General features: G+C 70.3%; 18 protein-coding genes. 12 read left to right on the top strand and 6 right to left on the bottom strand.

The annotated features are described in order from the left end of the window. Window positions 1-12 precede the first annotated feature (12 nt). Window positions 13-1737 carry a twin-arginine translocase subunit TatC gene (tatC, locus tag ACMGFG_RS09365; RefSeq protein ID WP_436930079.1) on the bottom strand — a complete coding sequence of 575 codons (1725 nt, stop codon included), beginning with the start codon at window positions 1735-1737 and terminating at the stop codon, window positions 13-15. 161 nt (window positions 1738-1898) lie between these two features. Between tatC and ACMGFG_RS09360 the strand changes: the two genes are divergently transcribed. The 4 genes from ACMGFG_RS09360 (at window position 1899) to ACMGFG_RS09345 (ending at window position 5695) form a co-directional block, all read left to right on the top strand. Then, complete coding sequence (locus tag ACMGFG_RS09360) at window positions 1899-4118, top strand: twin-arginine translocase subunit TatC (protein WP_436930078.1); 2220 nt, start codon at window positions 1899-1901, stop codon at window positions 4116-4118. Between the two features lie 90 nt (window positions 4119-4208). Continuing rightward, the gene (gene hisH / locus ACMGFG_RS09355) at window positions 4209-4859 is read left to right on the top strand and encodes an imidazole glycerol phosphate synthase subunit HisH (protein WP_436930077.1); all 651 of its coding nucleotides are present in this window, start codon (window positions 4209-4211) and stop codon (window positions 4857-4859) included. Window positions 4860-4916: 57 nt separating this feature from the next. Next, window positions 4917-5216 carry a hypothetical protein gene (locus ACMGFG_RS09350; RefSeq protein ID WP_436930076.1) on the top strand — a complete coding sequence of 100 codons (300 nt, stop codon included), beginning with the start codon at window positions 4917-4919 and terminating at the stop codon, window positions 5214-5216. An 86-nt stretch (window positions 5217-5302) separates the two neighbouring features. Next, window positions 5303-5695: a hypothetical protein gene (locus ACMGFG_RS09345; RefSeq protein WP_436930075.1), complete on the top strand. Its 393-nt coding sequence runs from the start codon at window positions 5303-5305 to the stop codon at window positions 5693-5695. A gap of 10 nt (window positions 5696-5705) precedes the next feature. Here the strand turns inward: ACMGFG_RS09345 and ACMGFG_RS09340 are convergent, their stop codons facing one another. Then, window positions 5706-7706, bottom strand: a complete 2001-nt coding sequence (locus ACMGFG_RS09340; protein WP_436930074.1) for a sensor histidine kinase — start codon at window positions 7704-7706, stop codon at window positions 5706-5708. A gap of 3 nt (window positions 7707-7709) precedes the next feature. Continuing rightward, entirely contained in the window at window positions 7710-8000 is a 291-nt protein-coding gene (locus ACMGFG_RS09335; RefSeq protein WP_436930073.1) for a hypothetical protein, read from the bottom strand. 284 nt (window positions 8001-8284) lie between these two features. On the opposite strand from ACMGFG_RS09335, the gene ACMGFG_RS09330 reads away from it, so the two are divergent. The 4 genes from ACMGFG_RS09330 (at window position 8285) to ACMGFG_RS09315 (ending at window position 12665) form a co-directional block, all read left to right on the top strand. Beyond that, window positions 8285-9274 carry a CapA family protein gene (locus tag ACMGFG_RS09330; RefSeq protein ID WP_436930072.1) on the top strand — a complete coding sequence of 330 codons (990 nt, stop codon included), beginning with the start codon at window positions 8285-8287 and terminating at the stop codon, window positions 9272-9274. Window positions 9275-9363: 89 nt separating this feature from the next. Continuing rightward, window positions 9364-10644: a threonine synthase gene (gene thrC / locus ACMGFG_RS09325; protein ID WP_436930071.1), complete on the top strand. Its 1281-nt coding sequence runs from the start codon at window positions 9364-9366 to the stop codon at window positions 10642-10644. Between the two features lie 88 nt (window positions 10645-10732). Continuing rightward, entirely contained in the window at window positions 10733-10981 is a 249-nt protein-coding gene (locus ACMGFG_RS09320) for a glutathione S-transferase N-terminal domain-containing protein (RefSeq protein WP_436930070.1), read from the top strand. Window positions 10982-11453: 472 nt separating this feature from the next. Beyond that, the gene (locus ACMGFG_RS09315) at window positions 11454-12665 is read left to right on the top strand and encodes an inorganic phosphate transporter (RefSeq protein ID WP_436930069.1); all 1212 of its coding nucleotides are present in this window, start codon (window positions 11454-11456) and stop codon (window positions 12663-12665) included. On the opposite strand, the gene ACMGFG_RS09310 is transcribed toward ACMGFG_RS09315, so the two are convergent. Then, entirely contained in the window at window positions 12666-12995 is a 330-nt protein-coding gene (locus ACMGFG_RS09310) for a hypothetical protein (protein WP_436930068.1), read from the bottom strand. Window positions 12996-13449: 454 nt separating this feature from the next. Then, on the bottom strand, window positions 13450-14535 hold the full coding sequence (gene nirK, locus ACMGFG_RS09305; RefSeq protein ID WP_436930067.1) for a copper-containing nitrite reductase: 1086 nt from the start codon (window positions 14533-14535) through the stop codon (window positions 13450-13452). A 162-nt stretch (window positions 14536-14697) separates the two neighbouring features. Between nirK and ACMGFG_RS09300 the strand changes: the two genes are divergently transcribed. Beyond that, on the top strand, window positions 14698-15798 hold the full coding sequence (locus tag ACMGFG_RS09300; protein WP_436930066.1) for a halocyanin domain-containing protein: 1101 nt from the start codon (window positions 14698-14700) through the stop codon (window positions 15796-15798). A 58-nt stretch (window positions 15799-15856) separates the two neighbouring features. Here ACMGFG_RS09300 and ACMGFG_RS09295 read toward each other — a convergent pair whose 3' ends face one another. Next, on the bottom strand, window positions 15857-16363 hold the full coding sequence (locus tag ACMGFG_RS09295; protein ID WP_436930065.1) for a DUF7858 family protein: 507 nt from the start codon (window positions 16361-16363) through the stop codon (window positions 15857-15859). Between the two features lie 112 nt (window positions 16364-16475). Here ACMGFG_RS09295 and ACMGFG_RS09290 point away from each other — a divergent pair, with 112 nt between their 5' ends. The 3 genes from ACMGFG_RS09290 (at window position 16476) to ACMGFG_RS09280 (ending at window position 18344) form a co-directional block, all read left to right on the top strand. Beyond that, the gene (locus ACMGFG_RS09290; protein ID WP_436930064.1) at window positions 16476-16694 is read left to right on the top strand and encodes a hypothetical protein; all 219 of its coding nucleotides are present in this window, start codon (window positions 16476-16478) and stop codon (window positions 16692-16694) included. Window positions 16695-16757: 63 nt separating this feature from the next. Then, window positions 16758-17792 carry a Gfo/Idh/MocA family protein gene (locus tag ACMGFG_RS09285; protein WP_436930063.1) on the top strand — a complete coding sequence of 345 codons (1035 nt, stop codon included), beginning with the start codon at window positions 16758-16760 and terminating at the stop codon, window positions 17790-17792. Between the two features lie 150 nt (window positions 17793-17942). Further along, window positions 17943-18344 carry a hypothetical protein gene (locus ACMGFG_RS09280; protein WP_436930062.1) on the top strand — a complete coding sequence of 134 codons (402 nt, stop codon included), beginning with the start codon at window positions 17943-17945 and terminating at the stop codon, window positions 18342-18344. Window positions 18345-19208: the final 864 nt, after the last annotated feature.

Raw genomic sequence — 19208 nt, 5'->3', positions numbered from 1 at the left:
GGTCCCCGTCGGTCACCCCCGGTTCTCGTACCAGTCGAGGACCACGAGGACGAACTCGTAGGTGACGATCAACCCGACGGCGACGCCGGCGGCCTCGACCGTCGGGAGGTCGACGGCGTCGACCCGCTGGAGGAGCGCGGGGTCGGGGCTGCCGAGGTAGCCGACGAACAGCGACAGCGGCCAGACGCCGACCCGGGCCCGGGCGAGGTAGCCGTAGACACCCGAGCGGTCGCCGAACCGCCGGTCGACGTAGAGGACCGCCTCGTAGACGGCGATGAGGCCGAGACCGACGAGCAGCGGCGTCAACCGGGTGACGCCGAAGTCGGCGAGTGCCGACGTGACCGCGGGGGGTAGCTGCTCGTAGTAGCTCCCCGGCAGCGGCGCGGTCGAGACGAGGTAGCCGACGAGGGCGGCGCCGAGCCAGACGAACGGCCGGCGGGCGGCCAGGTCCTCGGCCGTGACCGCCGCCGCCTCGCCGGTCCAGTACAGCAGCAGCAGGGTGCCCTCGAAGAGGACGATCATCGTCGCGGCGACGAGGATGGGCGCCATCCCGGTCGGGTCCGGGGAGAAGAGGAAGGCGACCGTGGCGAACCCGCCCCAGAAGTAGATACGGCGGGCGGCCAGCCACCGGCGGGAGGTGACGCCCATCATCACCGCGAGCATGATGAGCAGGGGGATCTGGAAGACCAGGGCGAAGAAGCCGAGCATCATCACGATGAGGTTGAACGTCTCGGTGAGGCTGAACGTGACCTCGGCGGCCTGGGCGGTGTAGCCGGTGAAGTAGACGAACAGCGTCGGGAGGACGAGCAGGTACGCGAAGAGGATGCCGACCCCGGCGAGGACGAGGCTCGTCGGGACGGAGGCGAGGTAGTAGCGGCGTTCGCGGGGGTAGAGCCCGGGGCGCATGAACAGGTACGACTCGTAGACGGTCACGGGGAGGGCGACGACGAACCCGACCAGCGAGGCGACCTTCAGCCGGGCGAACATCAGCGCGAGCGGGTGGAACAGGTACGGACACGCCGCGTCGACGGAGGGCGCGGTCGTCGGGCAGACCTCCGGCGACCCCGACAGGAACGAGTACCAGAGGAAGTTGATGAGCCGGTCGGCGAAGGGGAAGGTGAGCCCGCTGACCAGCGCCATCGCGACGACGACCACGCCCAGCCGCCGGACCATCTCCTCGATGTGCTTGGCCAGCGGCATCTCCTGGTCGTCGGGGGCGCCGCCCAGTCCCTCGCCGGCGGGCGCGGCCGGCGCGCCCTCCGCCGGCCCGCCCGAGGACGGGTTCGCGTGGGGGTTGATGTCGCCGCCGAACTCCGTGGCGTCGCCGCCGTCGGCCGCGGCGCCCTCCTCGACGGTGTTGACCGGCGCCGCCTCCGTCGGGTCCGCCGACGGCGACCCCTCGTCGGCGTCCGCGTCTTCGGCGTTTCCGTCCGCGTCGTCGACCCACTCGCTGGGGTCGCCAGGGGCCTCGTCGTCGTCGACGCCGGGGCGGTCGATGCCGTCCGGAGTGACCCCCTCGGGATCGTCGGGGTCGCCCGAGTCGTCGGGGAGATTGTCCGGCGCCGGGGAGGGGTTGGCGTCGGGCCGGCGCTCGTCGGCAGAGTCGTCGGGGCCGCCCGGGATCGGTTCGTCGGGCGGTCCGTTCTCCTCGGGAGCGGTATCGGACCCGCGTTCGTCGTCGGGCGGACCGGCGGCTCCCTCCCCCGCGTCGTCGTCGCCGGACCGCTCGTCAGTCATTCGTGGCCGGGTTTGCGCTCCCCTATTGTAAGCCTTCTTTTCGCCCGCCCCGTCGACCGGGGCGAGCGGACCGCGCTCGGGCGCTCGGGCGGCCGTCCCGGCCCGCGCGGACTCCCGTGATGAATAGATTGATAACAGTCACTCGGTTACCACTCCCCGAGATGGCTGCCGCGATCGACGAGGACACGAAGCGGACCGTCGCACAGGGTCGCGCGACCCTCGGGTCCATGATCGGCAGCGCCCGCGAGGACCTCCAGAAAGCGTTCATGGTCTTCGTGATCGGCTTCATGGGGACGTTCTACGCACTGCGGCTCTACATCTGGGACCGGCTGAAGGCCGACCTGAACCCCCAGCTCGAACAGACCGGGGAGGGGGTCAGTATCGTCGCGACCACACCGTTCGACGTGATCCTGCTGCAGGCGAAGATCGGGATGGTCGTCGGGATCCTGATGGCGATCCCCGTCGTGATCTACTTCGGCCGGGACGCCCTGCGGGCGCGTGGCTGGTGGCCCGCCGAGGACATCCCCCGCTGGAAACTGGTCTTCCCGGCGGTGCTCTCGGTGGTCCTGTTCGCGGCCGGTATCGCCTACGCCTACTTCCTCTTTTTCCCGCTCATGCTGCAGTTCCTCGCGGGCAACGCTATCAAGGCCGGCTTCCAGCCCGCGTGGTCGATCGTCAAGTGGACGCAGTTCATCGTCTTCCTCGGCTTCTCGTTCGGGCTGGCCGCCCAGCTGCCGCTGGCGATGAGCTCGCTCGCCTACCTGCGCGTGGTGAGCTACGAGGCGATGCGCGACCGGTGGCGCTACGCCGTGCTGGCGATCTTCGTCTTCGGCGCTTTCTTCTCGCCGCCGGACCCGCTCACCCAGATCATGTGGGCGCTCCCGCTGTGTGGGCTCTACGGGTTCAGCCTCGCGCTCGCCCGCTTCGCAGAACTCCTGCGCCGGTCGACCGAGGAGGTCTCGGCCGGGATGGTCGCCCGCCGCTACTGGAACAAGCTCCTCGCCGTCGCCCTGCTGGCCGGCGGCGCCGGCTACCTCTTCGTCACCCGCTACGGCGTCCCCGTGATCAACGACCTCGTCACCTCGATATCGGACCGCGTCGGCCCCTTCCCGACGCTCACGAAGCTGACGGGCCTGGATACCCAGGTCGTCGCCGCGCTCGTCGGCGCGGGGCTGGCGCTGGTCGCGCTCGGCGCCGCCGTCTTCTACTTCTCCATCAGGGAACTCGACGCCGCGCGTGACCCGACGGAGCCGACCGGCTCGCCGACCGACATCGACCTGCTCTCGCTGTCGGCCGCGGCCATCCCCGCCGCACCCCCGGAGCGCTTCGAGGAGATGGACGAGGCCGAGGCGACCGAACTCGCCCGGGAGGCCATGGAAGAACAGGAGGACCCCGACAAGGCCCAGGCCATCCTCGACCGCTTCGACGAGGTCCAGGAGGCACAGGAGGCCCGCGCCGAGGCCGCGGAGGGCGGCGAGGGGGGCGACAGCGAAGCGGCCGCCGGTGACGGCGCGGCCGGCGACGAGGAGGAGGGTGGCGTCCTCACCTCGACGACGGCGGGCGTCGTCGACTCGTTCACCGAGGAGGAGACCAGCGAGGACGACATCGGCGGCTACTACTACGACATCGCCTTTATCCTGGAGAGTCTCACCTCCCGAGCCTTCCGCATCGTCGGCCTGTTCGGGGTCGTCATGGCCGCGACCTTCGCCTTCCTCTACCAGGGCGGGATCGGGCGGCTCCGGCAGATCTTCTTCGGGCGGATGCCCGAGGGCCAGATCGCCCAGGCCGACATCGTGACGCTGCACCCCGCGGAGGCGCTCATCTTCGAGATCAAGTTCGCGACGCTTCTGGGCCTGGTCGCGACGTTCCCGCTGATCCTCTACTACGCCTGGCCGCGGCTGAAAGAACGGGGGCTGGTCGGCGGCGACCGCCGGCTGCTCGGCCTGTGGGCGGTGACGCTGCTGGTCGGCATCGTCGGCGGGTCGGTCGTCGGCTTCCTCTACGTCGCGCCGGCGATCATCTCCTGGCTGGCCGCCGACGCCATCGAGTCGAGCATGGTCATCTACTACCGGATCAACAACTTCGGCTGGCTGGTCGTGCTCACGACCGTCGGCTTCGGCCTGCTCGTCGAGGTCCCCGTGACGATGTTCCTGTTCCACCGCGGCGGCCTGATCTCCTTCCAGACCATGTTCGACCGCTGGCGGACGGTCGTCATGGCCATCGTCGTCTTCGCCGCGTTCATCACCCCCTCCAGCCTGCTGACGATGCTCGTGTTCGCCATCCCCGTCGCCGTCGCCTACATGGTCGGCCTCGGCCTCCTGTGGGTGTACACTCTCGGCGGCCGCCGCACGCCCAGCCGCGAGGGCGAAGCCGCCGACTGAGGCGTGTGAGGGCTCGCGGGGACACCGGGCGCGCTCGCAGGTGTCGCCCGGACGGAAAGGGACTTGTCCGGGGTGTGCGTAACTCGCGGTATGAACACGCGACAGACCGCGGCCGAGGTCGTCGTGGTCGACTACGGGCTGGGGAACCTCCGCAGCGTCACGCGCGGGCTCGAACGCGCGGGCGCCGCGGTCGAACTCAGCGACGACCCGGCCGACTTCTCGGGCGCCGACGGGGTCGTCCTCCCGGGCGTCGGCGCCTTCTCCGAGGGCATGGACAACGCCGGCCCCTTCCGCGACGCCCTGGTCGAGCAGGCCGAGGCCGGCACCCCCCTGTTCGGCATCTGTCTCGGCATGCAGATGCTGCTCACGACCAGCGAAGAGGCCGAACGCGAGGGCCAGGGCGACGTGGAGGGGCTGGACCTGGTCCCGGGCCGCAACGTCCGCTTCCGGGGCGACCTGAAGGTGCCACACATGGGCTGGAACGAACTCGACGTGGCCCGCGACCACCCGCTCGTCGAGGGCGTCGACGGCGAGCACGCCTACTTCGTCCACTCCTACTACGCCGAGCCGGACGACCCCGAGGCGACCGTCGCCACCACAGACTACGGGACGGACTTCGCCTCCATCGTCGCCGACGAGCGCGGCACCGTCTTCGGCACCCAGTTCCACCCCGAGAAGTCCGGCGAGACCGGCCTGCGGATCCTGCGGAACTTCGTCGACATCTGCGTCGACGGCGTGTGAGGCGCGGGTCGTCGCGCCCGGTTCCCGGCCGCGCCGGACGGCCGCGACACGGCCGCATTGGCCGACCGCGACACGGCCGCCCGCCGCGGTGACTACTTGAGGGCAGCCGTCGTTCTTGGCATCCCGCTCGCGCTCGGCCTCGGCCTGCTCGTGTACCTCGTCTGGGCCGTCGGCGCGGCGGTCGCCTTCCTCGCGGTCGCCGAGCGCCTCGTCGACCGCGAGGGCGACGACTGGCTGAAACCGCCCCTCGTCGCCGCCGCGCTCAACGGCGGGCTCGTCCTCACCGACGTCGGCGGGATTCTCGCGTTCTGTGTCGGCGCCGCCGGGTTCGGCGCCGTCCTCGAAGACCGGCTCTGAGCGGTCACTGCCGGATCCGCGCGGTTCTCCCCGTCCCTAACGAGTAAGGTAGTATCTCCATTGAGAATCACGCCGTCGGTACTGGTATGTACGAGATAGAGGCGGACCCGCAGGCGAACCGACTGTACCTGAGCTTCACCGGCCGGCTGGACCGCGCGGAGATGGAGACCGCGGCCGACGAGACGGTCGAGACGGCCGAACGGCTGCGCGACGGGTTCGACATCGTCAACGACCTGGCCGGCTTCACGCCCCCGTCGCCCGAAGCCGCCAAGCCGATCAAGCGCGCCCAGGCGGAACTGAAGGAGATGGGCGTCGACCGCGTCGTCCGCGTCACCGACGAGGAGACGAGCCAGGTCGTCGTCAACGCCTTCGAGCGGCGCTCGCGGGACGTGGGCTACAGCGGCGAGACCGCCGACTCCGTCGCCGAGGCCGAGCGCAAACTCGACGAGACCGAGGTGGCGGGCTACGCGAGCGCGTAGTCGCGCGGGCCTACGACCGGTCCGTCGGGTCCCGGTTCTCGCCGCCCGTCGGGTCCCGCGTCTCCCCGTCGGGCACGGTGAGCGTCGCCCGCGTGCCGTCGCCGGTGTCGAACGCGAGGTCGCCGCCCAGCGCCGTCGCGCCCCAGTCGGCCAGCCACAGTCCCAGGCCCGACCCGTGTTCGAGCGCCGACTCCGCGCCGGCGGTCAGCACGTCGAGTTCGTGGTCGGGCACGCCCGGCCCGTCGTCGGCGACGGTGACCGCCACCGCGCCGTCGCGGGACGCCGCCGACAGCGTCACCGTCGGCGCCTCGCCGGCGTGCTCCAGCGCGTTCTCCAGCAGCGTCCCGACGACGACCTGCAGGACCGCCGGGTCGGTCGTGACCGTCGCGTCGGTCGCCTCGACGGTCACGGTCGCGCCGCCGGCCGTCTCGACCGTGTCGGACTCGCCGTCCACGTCGGCCGCGTCGGGGTCATCGCCCACGTCGGCCGTGTCCGGGTCATCGCCCACGTCGGCCGTGTCCGGGTCATCGCCCACGTCGGCCGTGTCCGGGTCATCGCCCACGTCGGCCGCGTCGTCGACGTGCTCGGCTCGCACGGTCGCCAGCAGGTCGGCCACGTCGACCCGTTCGGCGCGTGGCTCGCTGTCGAGGACCCGCTCGACGGTCCGGGCCTTCTCCCCGAGCGCGACCAGTTCGGTCGCCTTCGCCTCGGCGCGGGCGAGCATGTCGCCGACCGCCGGGTCGTCGACCTCTCTCGCGGCGGCCTCGGTGAACCCCTGGACGACCGTCATGTCGTTGCGGAGGTTGTGGCGCAACACCCGGTTGAGCACGTCGAGGCGCTGTTCGCGGCGCCGCTCGTCCGTCACGTCCTGGAAGACGACGGTGTAGCCGACGTGGGTGCCGCCAGCGTCGGAAAGCGGCGTCGTCGTCACCGTGAAGATCCGGCGGCGCCCGCCCGACTGGACCGTCACGGTCTCCATCTCGGTCACGTCGTCCGTCTCCCTCGTGTCGTCCGTCTCCCTCGTGTCGTCCGTCTCCGTCGCGTCGTCCGTCGCCGTCGCGTCGTCGGCCGCCGCCCGGTCGTCGGCCGCCGTCGCGTCGTCGGACGCCATCCGGTCGTCCGCGACCATCGACCCGTCGCCGTTCGTGCCGAGCAGCGCCGACAGCGGCCGGGTGAGCGCCGCCGACTTCCCGACGCCGAAGGCCGCCTCGGCGGCGCCGTTGAGCGTCACGACCCGGCCGCGTTCGTCGACGATCACCACCGGCGCGCCCAGGTCGTCGATGGCCGCCCGCTCGCCGACGCGGCGGGTCGCCGGGTGGAACTCGAACATGTCGCTGCCGACGAACGCGTAGGCGTCGAGCGCGACGTGCGGGAGGAAGGCGACGGTCACGAAGTTGACCGCCCCGACCGGGCCGACGCCGTGGAGCCAGGCCAGCACCGCCGCGACCGGCGGGAACGTCGACAGCCCCACCGCGACGGCCTCCCGCCGGTACAGCGGCCCGTAGCTGACGACCGTGTCGAACAGCAGCAGGCTCCCGACCGTGATCAGCAACACGCCCGCCGTCGCCGCCAGCAGCGCCCACAGCCGCAACTCGTAGCTCGCGCCCGCGACGCCCAGAACCCGCACCACCTCGAAGTCCGTCCACGCCAGCCCGTGGACCGGGTTGGTCGCCCCGAGCAGCCCGACCAGTCCGGGAAAGACGGCGAACCCCCACCACGCGCGGTCGACGACGCCCCCGCGACCGGTGTACGCCAGCGCGAACGCCAGGAAGTACACGCCCGTCCCGGCCATCGCCGCCCACGACACCACCTCCAGCGCCCACCGTATCGGCTCGGCGAACGTCGCCAGCGCGACCCCGTAGGCGAGGCTCCAGGTCGCCTGCGCCCCCAGGCTCGCCAGGAACCAGCCCGCCCCGGGTTTGCCCCGGTAGCGCCACAGGTAGCGGATCAACAGCAGCGTCCCGCCCGCGGCCAGCAACGAGGCCGCCACCGGCCACGACGGGAGTACCATGGGCTATCCAGCGAGTACAGCCACTTCGGGATTTGGGTCCCGGGGCCCGAGTCTGTCCGGTTCGGCGTACGGATTGGCCGGGTGTTTCGGGTCGAGTTTGGCTCGTCGGTGGTCGAACGTGGTTGCATTCGACGGAGAGTGATGAGATCCCTCGCCGCGCTCGCTCTGAAACGCCTCGACCGCACTCGACAGCAAGCGATGAAAGCCCTCGCCGCGCTCGCTCTGAAACGCCTCGACCGCACTCGACAGCAAGCGATGAAAGCCCTCGCCGCGCTCGCGGTCGCTGAGCGACATATCCGCGCTCTCCGCACCGCCCGCGCGGATAGGGGTCGCTCAGGCGACTATCGGCGCGAGCGCGCCTCGCCCTTTCAGTCCACCAGGAACAGCACAGCACGGCACCGCAGACGGCCACGAGCCTCCCCAGCCGATTCGCTCCTGCCGTCGCTCATCCCTCGCGCGATGCTGTCGCGAGACGAGACTCGCGACAGCGCACGCCGACCGCACCGCGACTCCGTCCTCGAGTGCGCTCTCGGGGACTGGACCGAACGTACTTGCGGCACGGTCACGTACCACACGGTATGCCCCGGATCGGACTGACGGGGGACGTGATGCTGGGGCGGCTGGTCGACGAGCGCTACGGCCAGCCGGGCGTCGCGGCGGCGAAAGTGTGGGGAGACCTGCACGAGCGGCTCCGCGCGCTCGACGGCCTGCTGGTCAACCTCGAGTGCGCCGTCTCGACGCGCGGGCGGAAGTGGACTCGAACCGAGAGACCGTTCCACTTCCGGGCGACACCGGACTGGGCGACCGACGCGCTCGACGCCGGGGGGGTCGACTTCGCCTGCCTGGCGAACAACCACCTCCTCGACTTCGAGGCGCCCGCGCTGCTCGACACGCTCGACCACCTCGACGCGGTCGGCATCGCCCACGCCGGCGCGGGTGCGACGCTGGCCGAGGCGCGGGCACCGGCGCTCGTCGAGGTCGGCGGGCTCGACATCGCCGTGATCGCCGCGACGGACAACACGCCGGAGTACGCCGCCGGCCCGGACAGCCCGGGCGTCGTCCACCTGGACTTCGACCCCGACGACGAGGCGACGCGCGAGGCCGTCGCGTCGATGGTCGCCGACGCCCGGGCGCTGGACCCCGACCTCGTGGTCGCGTCGGTCCACGGCGGGCCGAACATGGAGACCGAACCCGACGAGGCCCTGCGGGCGTTCCACCGGTGGCTCGCCGGGCGGGTCGACCTCGTCCACGGTCACAGCGCCCACGTCGTCCAGGGGGTCGAGGTGGTCGACGGCACGCCGGTCCTCCACGACTGCGGCGACTTCGTCGACGACTACCGCGTCGACCCCGAGTTGCACAACGACCGCGGGTTCCTGTTCGTCGCCGACGCGGACGAGTCGGGCGTCACTTCCCTGCGGCTCGAACCCGTCGAGATCCGCGACCGTGCGGTCTACGCGGCCGAGGACGGGGCCGCCGAGTGGGTCCGCGAGCGGACCCGCGAGCGCTCGGCCGCCTTCGGGACGACCGTCGAGCGCGACGGCGAGGCGCTGCGGGTGCCCGTGGAGTAGCACCGAGCGGGAACGCGTCGCTGGTCTCCATCGTCCGGGGGCGCGGACAATCGGCCCTCTTTTGGTCGCCGGGCGTTCAGGTTCCTCCAATGAGCGCACACCTGGCCCTCGACGAGTCCGAGCCCACCGTCGCCGACGACGGCGTCTGGCTCACCTGCATCGAGTGCGGCGAGACCTTCGCCCCCTTCGAGGCGGTCCGCTACACCTGCGACGACTGCGACGGCCTGCTGGAGGTCCGCTATGCCGACCTCCCGAGCTGGGAGGACTTCGGCGCCGGCGGCTCGCCCGAGAGCGGTCCCTACGGCGTGTGGCGCTATTCGGCCGCGCTCCCGTTCGAGGAGGGCGTCTCGCTGCCCGAGGGCGGCACCCCCCTCCACTACGTCCCCCGCATCGAGGAAGAGGTCGGCGTCAACACCCTCCGGGTCAAACACGAGGGGATGAACCCGACGGGGAGCTTCAAGGACCGCGGGATGACCGTCGGCGTCCGCGTCGCGAAGGAGGTCGGCGTCGACCGCCTGGCCTGCGCCTCCACCGGCAACACCAGCGCCGCGCTCGCCGCGTACGGCGCCCGCGGCGGGATGGAGACGCTGGTCCTGCTGCCCGCCGGCAAGGTCGCCGCCGGCAAGGTCGCCCAGGCCAGCCTCCACGGCGCCCGGATCCTCGAAGTCGACGGTAACTTCGACTCCTGTCTCGACATCGTCCAGGACCTCGCCAGCCGCGGCGAGGCGTACCTCCTCAACTCGCTCAACCCGTTCCGCCTGGAGGGCCAGAAGACCATCGGGCTGGAGATCATGGAGCGGTTCCACGCCGACGAGGGCCGGTACCCCGACCGGATCGTCCTGCCGGTCGGCAACGCCGGCAACACCGCGGCGCTGTACAAGTGCTTCCGCGAACTCCGCAAGGCCGGCGCCATCGACGAGGACGACGTGCCGAAACTCACCGGCGTCCAGGCCGAACACTCCGCGCCGATGGTCGAGGCCATCGAGGAGGGCAACGACGAGGTCCGCCGCTGGGAGGACGTCGAGACCCGCGCGACCGCCATCCGCATCGGCAACCCCGTCAACGCCCCGAAGGCGCTGCCGGGCATCCGCGAGACGGGCGGCACCGCCGTCGCCGTCTCCGACGAGGCGATCACGGCGGCCCAGCGCTCGCTCGCCGAGGAGGGCGTCGGCGTCGAACCGGCCTCCGCGGCTTCGGTCGCCGGCCTCCGCAAGCTCCGCGACGAGGGGGAGATCGACGCCGACGAGGACGTGGTCTGCCTGACGACCGGCCACCTGCTCAAAGACCCCGACGCCGCCTACGAGGCCGGCGGCGACCCCGAGCCCGTCCCCAACGACACCGAGGCGGTTCTCGACCACCTCGCCGAGTAGGCCCGGGATTTCCGACCGGGCGCCGTTCCTGCGCGGCGGGTACACACGACCGGTGGCCTCTTGGCCGTCGAGTCCCGACTCGTCGGTGATGGCGCACCTCGAACTGTACGAACTCGACGGCTGTCCCTACTGCGCGAAGGTCAAGAAGAAACTCGACGAGCTCGACCTCGACTACGAGTCGCACATGGTCCCTCGCTCGCACTCCGAGCGGACCGAGGTCGAGGAAGTCAGCGGCCAGACCGGCGTCCCCGTCCTCGTCGACCCCGACAACGGCGTCGAGGGGATGCCCGAGAGCGACGACATCGTCGAGTACCTCGAAGCGGAGTACGGTAGCTAACGCGACTTTCGGCGATTTTCCGCCGGTGCGCCGCTACGGGTAGTCGACGGGCTGCCCGTCGAGGCCGTCGAAGCCGTGCCGTTCGGGCCTCTCGGGGCCGCCGGCGTCACGGGGCCGGTCTCGGCGGCCGCCTCCGTCCGGCGAACGCCTCGGTGGCTCTCCGTCCGCGACCGGACGCCCACTCCGTCCGCGACCGGACGCCCACTCCGTCCGCGACCGGACGCCCACTCCGTCCGCGACCGGACGCCCACCGCACTTCGCCCGGTATCGTACCGGGGATCCGTCGATACCCACCGGGAAACGTCCGTTCAGGGACTGTCGGCCGACGGGCGGCGTTCCGCCGTCGGTTCGGTTCCGTCGTCGAGGCAACTGCCTCCGGAACACGGACGCGCGACCAACAGAGTCATACGTGTCTGTTCGGGAGTGTGGGGTGTCAGAGCCGCGTCCCGAGTCTCACACAGCTGGTCCACCTATGTCTTCAGTAATCGGGATCGTCGTTGTCGCGCTCGTCGCATCGCTTTTCATGTCGTTCACCGTCGGGGCGAACAGCAACTCCGCCCCGATCGCACCGGCCGTCGGGGCGAACGCGCTGTCCACCCTTCGAGGAGCGTTGCTGGTCGGGATCGTCGCGGCTCTCGGGGCCGTCGCACAGGGTGGCAGCATCTCGGAGACCATCGGCCACGGGCTGGTGACCGGCGTGACGATAACCCCGCTGGCCGCCACTGCGACGCTGCTCACAGCGGCCACTCTCATCACGATCGGTAACTCCCGCGGCTACCCTATCCCGTCGGCGTTCACGGTCACCGGCGCAGCGATCGGCGCGGGCGCCGCTCTCGGCGGCGGCTTCGCAGTCGTGACCTACGCCAAGATCCTCGGGTTCTGGTTCGCGATCCCGGTCGTCGAGGGCGTGCTCGCCTACGGCCTGGCGTGGCTGTTACTGGACGATACGGTCCCGGATACGCTGAGCATCCCGGCCCTCGCCGGCGGTGTCGGCTACGCACTGGCCAACATCCAGCTGTCGTTCCTCCCGGCACCCCGGAGCGACCGGGGGTCGCTCGCGGGCGTCATCACCCGCCAGCTCGGCGTCGCGTCGCGGGCGGGGACCGGCGAGACCGGAGTCGTCCTCGTCGGGGGGGCGATCGGTCTCCTCGCGGTCGCAGTCGTCTACTGGCAGCTCCGGCGCGACGTCACGACCGGGATCAACCGGATGCTGGTCGCGCTCGCCCTCGTCGTCGTGTTCACCAGCGGCGGCTCACAGGTCGGGCTCGCGACCGGGCCGCTTGAGTCCGTCTTCGAATCGTCGCTCGGGCTCCCCTCGCTGTACCTGCTCGGGCTCGGGGGGGTCGGCATCCTCCTCGGCGGCTGGTTCCGGTCGCCGCGCCTCATCCAGGCGGTGGCCCGCGAGTACGCCGCACTCGGCCCCAGGCGGTCGATAGCCGCGTTCATCCCCGCGTTTCTCGTCGCGCAGGCCGCGATCGCGCTCGGCTACCCGATCTCGTTCAACAAGGTGATGATCTCCAGTATCGTCGGCGCCGGACTGGTCGGCGGGTCGTCGAACTCCGACGGGGTGTCTACCACGAAGACGGGGTACACGGTCGGGGCGTGGGTCGCCTCGATGGTCGGCGGCGGCGCGATCAGCTTCGCACTCTACCACGTGCTCGCCAGCCTGCCGGGGCTCGGGTAGTCAGCCGTTCTGGAGCGTGACGAGGTCTTCGACCGCCGCGCTTCGCTCCATCTCCGCCCACGTCTCGAAATCGGTCGTCCGCGCCACGAACGCGTCGCGTTCGTCGGCCGAGAGCCGCTGGACGCCCGCGACCGTATCGTCGTCGCTCGGACAGGCCGCACAGAACCCGTCCACCGAGTCGAACTCCGTGTTGCGACGGATGAACGCGTCCGAGGCGACCCGCTCGCGGGAACGGGACACCCACGTTTCCAGCGTGAGCGCCCGCTGGATCGCCGTCGTGAATCTGCCGTGTAGCGAGCCGTGGGTCTTGACCCCAGAGCCAAGAACCATGCGTCCCGCTCGCGTCTCGAGGCACCTAAGTCCGGCGGCGGGACAGCTTCGATACCACCCTACACGTAGCGAGCGGAAACCCACCCGTTCAGGGGCGAGAGGATGTCAAACGCGTTGCAGTGGCGGGACCCGTCGCGCACTGCAGTCCCGACGGACCGCCACTGTCGGGATCCGACTCCGGGTCGGCCCCGCTCGGTCGGCCGGACTGGACGGTCCCTGCCGACGTACGACGATCACCGCCTACAGCCCGCTCCGGAGCCGCTCGGGCGAGGACGCACTTCAGCGCGGCGAGGGGCGCGCGGACCGCGACGACGGCGAGCGCGACCGCACCGCTGGGGGGCGGGACTGCACCGTCACTGCTGACACCCGACTGGAGGCCCCACACCAGGTCACGGGACTGTACCGTCAGGCTGTCAGAACCCCGTCAGCGAGGAACTTCTCGACCGGGACCCGGTCAGGCGTCGGGCTCGGGGTCGAACACCTCGGGGTTCTCCTCGCCCTCGACGCCGACCACCGCCAGCGCGCCCTTGCGGGCGACCCGCGAGAGGGCGTGGTCGACGAGCTTGATCGGGCCGGGCACCGGGAACTGCATCGTGGCGATGGCGGTGCTGCCCGGCTGGACGGGCGTGGTCTGGATGTTCCGCTGTGGTCGGCCGCCCAGGCCACCCTGAGGGTAGACCTCGTCCCAGACGCTCCCGATTGGGTGGAAGGAACTGGCGAGGTTCGGGCCGCCGACGCAGTAGTACACCCGCGCCGTCTCGCCCGTCCCGGCGGCCATCGCGCCGTAGTTGTCCGGCGTGATGGCGTACTTCTCGCCGTTGATCAGCACGTAGGTGGGTTCCTCGCGGGCCATCGCGCCCATGTCGAAGGTGTGGTGGCCCTCCTGGCCGGCCTCGCCGTCGGTGTACACCTCGTGCTGGCCGAGGTAAAACTCCCGGTCGACCTCGGGCAGGCCCTCCTCGGCCTCGACGAGGATGATGCCGAACATCCCCGCGGAGATGTGGTAGTCCATGTTGGCGACGGCGCAGTGGTAGATGAAGGCACCTGGGTAGGTGACCGTGAACCGGATCCGCTCGGTCTCGCCCGGCCCGACCGTGGTCGCCTCGGCGCCGCCGCCCGGGCCCCGCACCGCGTGCAGGTCGATGTTGTGGGGCATCCGGTTGCCCTCGGCGCTGTGGAGCGTCAGGTCGACGGTGTCGCCGACGCGGGCGCGGATCATCGGCCCCGGGATCTGCCCGTCGAAGGTCATGTACTCGAAGGTGACGCCCGGTTCGATCTCGGCGGTCACCTCCCGGGTGGTGAGCTCGGCCTCGACCGTGGCGGACTCCTCGCGGTCGATGGGGTCGGGGACCGCCGTCGGGTCGGCGGCGACCCGGTCGACCGTCGGCTCCTTCGGGGCGTCCAGCGACCGCGGCTCGCTGTCGACCTCCGTGACGGTGACCCTGTCGTCGGGGATCTCGCCGGCACAGCCGGCGACGGCGGCCGCACTCGCCGCGGCGCCGGTCTTCAGGAACGTTCGGCGGGTGGATTTGCGGGTCATGGCCGGTTCACATGCGGATGTGGGTGGACCGCACGGATAAGGCGGCCGCGGGTTCCCGCCCCGAGGGGGGCGGACCGAACACGTTCGCCGGCACCCGCCGGAGTTCTCAGTCTCCGGGAACCCCCGAGGGGGGTTATTTGAGGAACGCGGCAACGGTCGTGTATGAGCACGGACGACGGTATCGACGAGGGGCGGCGGACGGTCATGAAGACCCTCGCTATCGGGGCGACGGTCGGCGGGCTGGGCGCGGCCGGCGCGCGGCCGGCGGCCGCCCAGTCGACGGATCTCACCGACTGGTTCTCGAACGTGAGCAACGCCGACGGGGTCGTCGACGAGACCGGCGAGAGCGAGGTCACCGTCGAGGTGGGCGTCCAGGGCAACAACGGCGCCTTCGCGTTCGGGCCCGCGGCCGTGCGCGTCGACCCCGGGACGAAAGTCGTCTGGAAGTGGACCGGCGAGGGCACGCCCCACAACGTCGTCGCCGAGGACGGCAGCTACGAGAGCGAGATGATCTCGGAAGCGGGCGCCACGTTCAGCCACACCTTCGAGAGCGAGGGCGTCAGCAAGTACGCCTGTGTCCCGCACAAGGCGATGGGGATGAAGGGGGCCGTCATCGTCGGCGACACCGACGTGACCGTCGCCTCGGGGAGTTCGACCGCGACCGCGTCCGGCGGGAGCGGCGCCGGCAACGAGACGAGCGGGTCCGGCAGCGGGAGCGGATCCGGCGGGGGCGGCGAGTTCACCGAACCCGACTACGACGGGTGGTTCGAGGGGGTCGGCAACTACGACGGCACGGTCGATATGACCGGTCAGGACGAGGTGACCATCGAGGTGGGCGTCGAGGGCAACAGCGGCCCGTTCGGGTTCGGGCCGGCGGCTGTCCGGGTCGACCCCGGGACGACGGTCGTCTGGGAGTGGACCGGCAAGGGTGGCCAGCACAACGTCGTCGGGGAAACCCACGACTTCCAGAGCCCGATGCAGGGGTCGGCGGGTGACACCTACGCGCTCGAACTCGACGGCGAGGGGGTCGTGAAGTACTACTGTTCGCCCCACGAGGCCGCCGGGATGAAAGGCGCCGTCGTGGTCGGCAACCCCGCGGGCGCGTCCGGCAGCGGCGCCGGGATCGACCTCTTCGAGACCTCGCTGTGGGGGCTGGCCGGCGCCATCGTCGCCGCGCCGTTCGTCGCCAGCCAGGTCGTGGCGAACAGGCGCAAGGACGACGACGACGACCGCCGTCGCGGCCCCCGCCAGCCCGCGGACTGACCGTCGGTTCCGGGTTCGAAGCACGGTTGCGGTCACCTTCTCGACCGCGGACGCCCGTTCAGAACTCCACGTCGCCGGGGCCGTCCATCGCATCGCCGAGCGTCTCCCGTTTGTCCACGTCGTCGACAGACAGCGCCCCCTCGACGGCCTCCATCGCCCCCTCGATCGGGTCGTGGGTCTCGACGAAGGCGGCGAGGGCGAACTCCCCGTCCGACACCCCGGCGAGTTCGACGGCCTCGGTCCGGGGTAGCTCGCCGGCCAGCCAGTCGGCGACGACCTCCCGGCCCATCGGGCCGACGGGCGAGACGTGCTCGCCGAACAGGTGCAGCGCCTTCGCGCCGTCGGTGGGCGGGATGCCGGCGACCCGGGCGGCGGCCCCGACGGACTTGCCGGCAGCGTAGGCGTCGACCAGCGTCGCGGCCTCGGCGGGCGAACAGGGCAGCTCCCCCGCGAAGGGTTCGAGCCGCTCGGCCAGCGGGTCGTCCGTGCGGTCGACGGTCGCGACGCCCCCCTCGCGCTGCTCGTCGACGACCTCGACCCCCGCGGCGATCTCGTCCAGCCCCATTGCCGCCGGCTTCTTCCCGCTCCGGTTTAATGGTTGGGGAGCGAACACGACGGCCGGGTCGGTCGCGCGTCTGACGGCCTTTCTTGTCGCCGGCGGCCCCTATCGACCGGATATGCACGACATTCCCGGCGGGAGCTGCGGCTGCTCGGAGCGCTACGGCGGCGACGCGGACGGACACGACCACGATCACGGCGACAGCGGCTCGACGACGGACGCGGAGAGCGGGTCGGCATCGGACGACGACACCTGCGACGACTGCGGCGCGGCCTACGAGTGGCGGCTGGACCTCGACGGCGTCCAGCACTACGACTGTCCGAACTGCGACGCCTAGCTCGTCCGGGCACGACTCTCCGGCGACGGGGGATACTTGTGAGTGGCCGCGGGGAGGGCGTACATGGCTGACTCACTGCGGTACGGGATCGTCGGCTGCGCCGGCATCGGCAACACCCACGCCGAGGCGGTCGCGGCGGTCGACGGCGCGGAACTCGTCGCCTGTGCGGATCTGGACCGCGAGGCGGCCGAGGAGTTCGCCGCCGACCACGGGGTTCCCGAGACGTTCGAGGACCCCGCGCGGATGGTCGAAGATGCCGAGGTCGACGCCGCGAGCGTCTGCACGCCGAGCGGCACCCACGCCGACGTGACGACCGACCTCGCCGGGGCGGGCGCGGGCGTCCTCTGCGAGAAGCCGCTGGACGTGACCGCCGAGCGCGTCGACCGGATGGTCGCGGCCTGCGAGGCTGCCGGCGTGCCGCTGGCCGGCGTCTTCCAGCGGCGCTTCGACCCGGCGGTCCGCCGCGCGAAGCGCGCGGTCGAGGACGGGGAGATCGGCCGGGCCGTGCTGGCCGAGACGCAACTGGAGTGGTTCCGGCCCCAGGCCTACTACGACTCGGCGGGGTGGCGCGGCACCCGCGGGATGGACGGCGGCGCGTTCATGAACCAGGGGATCCACGCGCTGGACGCCCTGCAGTGGGTCATGGGCGGCGTCGAGTCCGTGCAGGCCGAGGCGGACGCGCTCGCCCGCGACCTGGAGTGCGAGGACACCGGCGCCATGGTCCTGCGCTTCGAGAGCGGCGCCGTCGGCACCGTCGCGGTCACGACGGCGACCAAGGGCGGCACCGACCGCACCGAGATCAACGGGACCGAGGGGTCGCTCGGGCTCGGCGACGGGAACGTCGAACTCCGCCTCGGCACCGGCGAGGCGTCGCTGTGGGGCGCCGAGACCGAGACACGGAGCGTCGAGGGCGACCCCCACGACGCCGGCGCCGGCCACGAGGGCGTCGTCCACGACTTCGTCGATGCCGTCCGCGAGGGCCGCGACCCCGAGGTCCCCGCCCGCGAGGCGCGCGCGGCCGTCGACATCGTCCTCGCCGCCTATCGCTCCGCCGAAACCGGCGAGCGCGTCCACCTGGACGAGGTTCGGGACGTGTGATCCGTTCCTGATTATGATGCGCATTGACAACTGAATTTACACATTTGTCCATCTGATAAGATCGAAGATGTTAGCGGCCGACTTATCCGATTTATCGCGTCTGATACTCGGGGGAGTGGATTCATGAGGGAGAATCGGAATCGTCTGCACATGCCGCGCCAGGTCGCAGCGGACACAGAGAAGTACACGATCGAGATCGACGAGGACATCGACGCGATAATCCACACGTGGAACGAATTCGTGGCCGGTCAGGAGTTCCGCGAGGGCTGTCACGAGCTCCTGGACATCATCGAGCGCAACGACAAGTCGAAACTCCTCGTCGATACGAGCGGGATCCAGGCTCACGACGACGCGGACAAGGAGTGGCTCGAAGAGGAGTGGATCCCCCAAACCATCGAGGCTGGCATCGACTACAGCGTCTCGGTCACCGGCGACAGCGTCATCTCGGAGATGGAGATGGAGGAGTTCGTCGACCAGACCCAACACCTCGACTACACGTTCGTGATGGCCGGCAGCAGAGACGAAGCCCGCGAGTGGCTCGACGAACAGTAGCCGCGACTCGCCGGTCCCACCACTGACCGGCGGGCCGCCCCGACGGTTCCGGCCCGCCGACGCAACCACCTATCGGTAAGGCGGCTCTTTCTACTCGTTACAAGTTCCCCGCCTAGAGAGGGGTTCCGTGGCCCGAGGGAGTGCGTTGACTCGCTCGATATCACTATCATAGTACGTATGACTATCGTAGCCGTGGTCTTGGGTGCGTGAGTGGAGTTCAGTTTCGTAGCGATTCCATCAGACTCGATATATATCCCGAACCTCTCCTGAGTTCTTCGTCTTGGGGCTTGGGTGATGGTGGGTGACCAACCTGGGTCTCGAACTATCATGGACTCGATATACTTCCGAGAACTGAGTTACGGGGTATCCCATCGCAGATCGTTACTGGTGACGCCAGCCAATCTGGCAGTATTGGTCGTAACGGAGTACAACCCCCACGAAACTGCAGTACGTGGCGAAGCCAGCAGTTTGAATGCGGTCTTCCCGGATATACAAGGAAGTCACTTTACCGTAGTATAGTGTGGGTCTGTGCCTGATCGCGTCTAGATGACCCGAAATGCGGGGTTAACTTGCCTGGCGGACACCCGGAGGGGCTGAGCCCCGTGAAATCCCGCGCAAGAGGGAGCCTGCGACCGGCTCAATGGCAGAAGTATACGCTGTATGAGATATCGAACACTTAGCAGTAGAGAGGCTCTATTGCTAACTATTTTTGATTCCAGATATGGAGTGAAACGTGGATTTGACAGGCTGCGTTGAATCGCCAGATGGCGTCGGAGTAGTCCGCTAAATCAAAGGAGTTGAAGCGGGAGACTCCGGTTGTCCATGACCCAAATCTCCCGCTTCATTGGGGAAGTTGTCCCGGTT

The organism is Halosimplex halobium, assembly GCF_051414055.1.
Lineage (GTDB): Archaea > Halobacteriota > Halobacteria > Halobacteriales > Haloarculaceae > Halosimplex > Halosimplex halobium.
The sequence above is the reverse complement of the archived record's forward strand: the minus strand, read 5'-3'. Positions and strand labels throughout refer to the sequence as shown.

Bases quoted from the DNA above. Each gene is read 5' to 3' on its own strand.
- ACMGFG_RS09280 (WP_436930062.1), top strand. From the start codon at position 17,943: ATGCCGCGCCAGGTCGCAGCGGACACAGAGAAGTACACGATCGAGATC.
- ACMGFG_RS09310 (WP_436930068.1), bottom strand. From the start codon at position 12,995: ATGGTTCTTGGCTCTGGGGTCAAGACCCACGGCTCGCTACACGGCAGA.
- ACMGFG_RS09295 (WP_436930065.1), bottom strand. From the start codon at position 16,363: ATGGGGCTGGACGAGATCGCCGCGGGGGTCGAGGTCGTCGACGAGCAG.
- ACMGFG_RS09300 (WP_436930066.1), top strand. From the start codon at position 14,698: ATGAGCACGGACGACGGTATCGACGAGGGGCGGCGGACGGTCATGAAG.
- ACMGFG_RS09360 (WP_436930078.1), top strand. From the start codon at position 1,899: ATGGCTGCCGCGATCGACGAGGACACGAAGCGGACCGTCGCACAGGGT.
- ACMGFG_RS09335 (WP_436930073.1), bottom strand. From the start codon at position 8,000: ATGTCGCTCAGCGACCGCGAGCGCGGCGAGGGCTTTCATCGCTTGCTG.
- ACMGFG_RS09285 (WP_436930063.1), top strand. From the start codon at position 16,758: ATGGCTGACTCACTGCGGTACGGGATCGTCGGCTGCGCCGGCATCGGC.
- ACMGFG_RS09340 (WP_436930074.1), bottom strand. From the start codon at position 7,706: ATGGTACTCCCGTCGTGGCCGGTGGCGGCCTCGTTGCTGGCCGCGGGC.
- ACMGFG_RS09345 (WP_436930075.1), top strand. From the start codon at position 5,303: ATGTACGAGATAGAGGCGGACCCGCAGGCGAACCGACTGTACCTGAGC.
- thrC (WP_436930071.1), top strand. From the start codon at position 9,364: ATGAGCGCACACCTGGCCCTCGACGAGTCCGAGCCCACCGTCGCCGAC.
- ACMGFG_RS09330 (WP_436930072.1), top strand. From the start codon at position 8,285: ATGCCCCGGATCGGACTGACGGGGGACGTGATGCTGGGGCGGCTGGTC.
- tatC (WP_436930079.1), bottom strand. From the start codon at position 1,737: ATGACTGACGAGCGGTCCGGCGACGACGACGCGGGGGAGGGAGCCGCC.
- ACMGFG_RS09315 (WP_436930069.1), top strand. From the start codon at position 11,454: ATGTCTTCAGTAATCGGGATCGTCGTTGTCGCGCTCGTCGCATCGCTT.
- nirK (WP_436930067.1), bottom strand. From the start codon at position 14,535: ATGACCCGCAAATCCACCCGCCGAACGTTCCTGAAGACCGGCGCCGCG.
- ACMGFG_RS09290 (WP_436930064.1), top strand. From the start codon at position 16,476: ATGCACGACATTCCCGGCGGGAGCTGCGGCTGCTCGGAGCGCTACGGC.
- ACMGFG_RS09320 (WP_436930070.1), top strand. From the start codon at position 10,733: ATGGCGCACCTCGAACTGTACGAACTCGACGGCTGTCCCTACTGCGCG.
- hisH (WP_436930077.1), top strand. From the start codon at position 4,209: ATGAACACGCGACAGACCGCGGCCGAGGTCGTCGTGGTCGACTACGGG.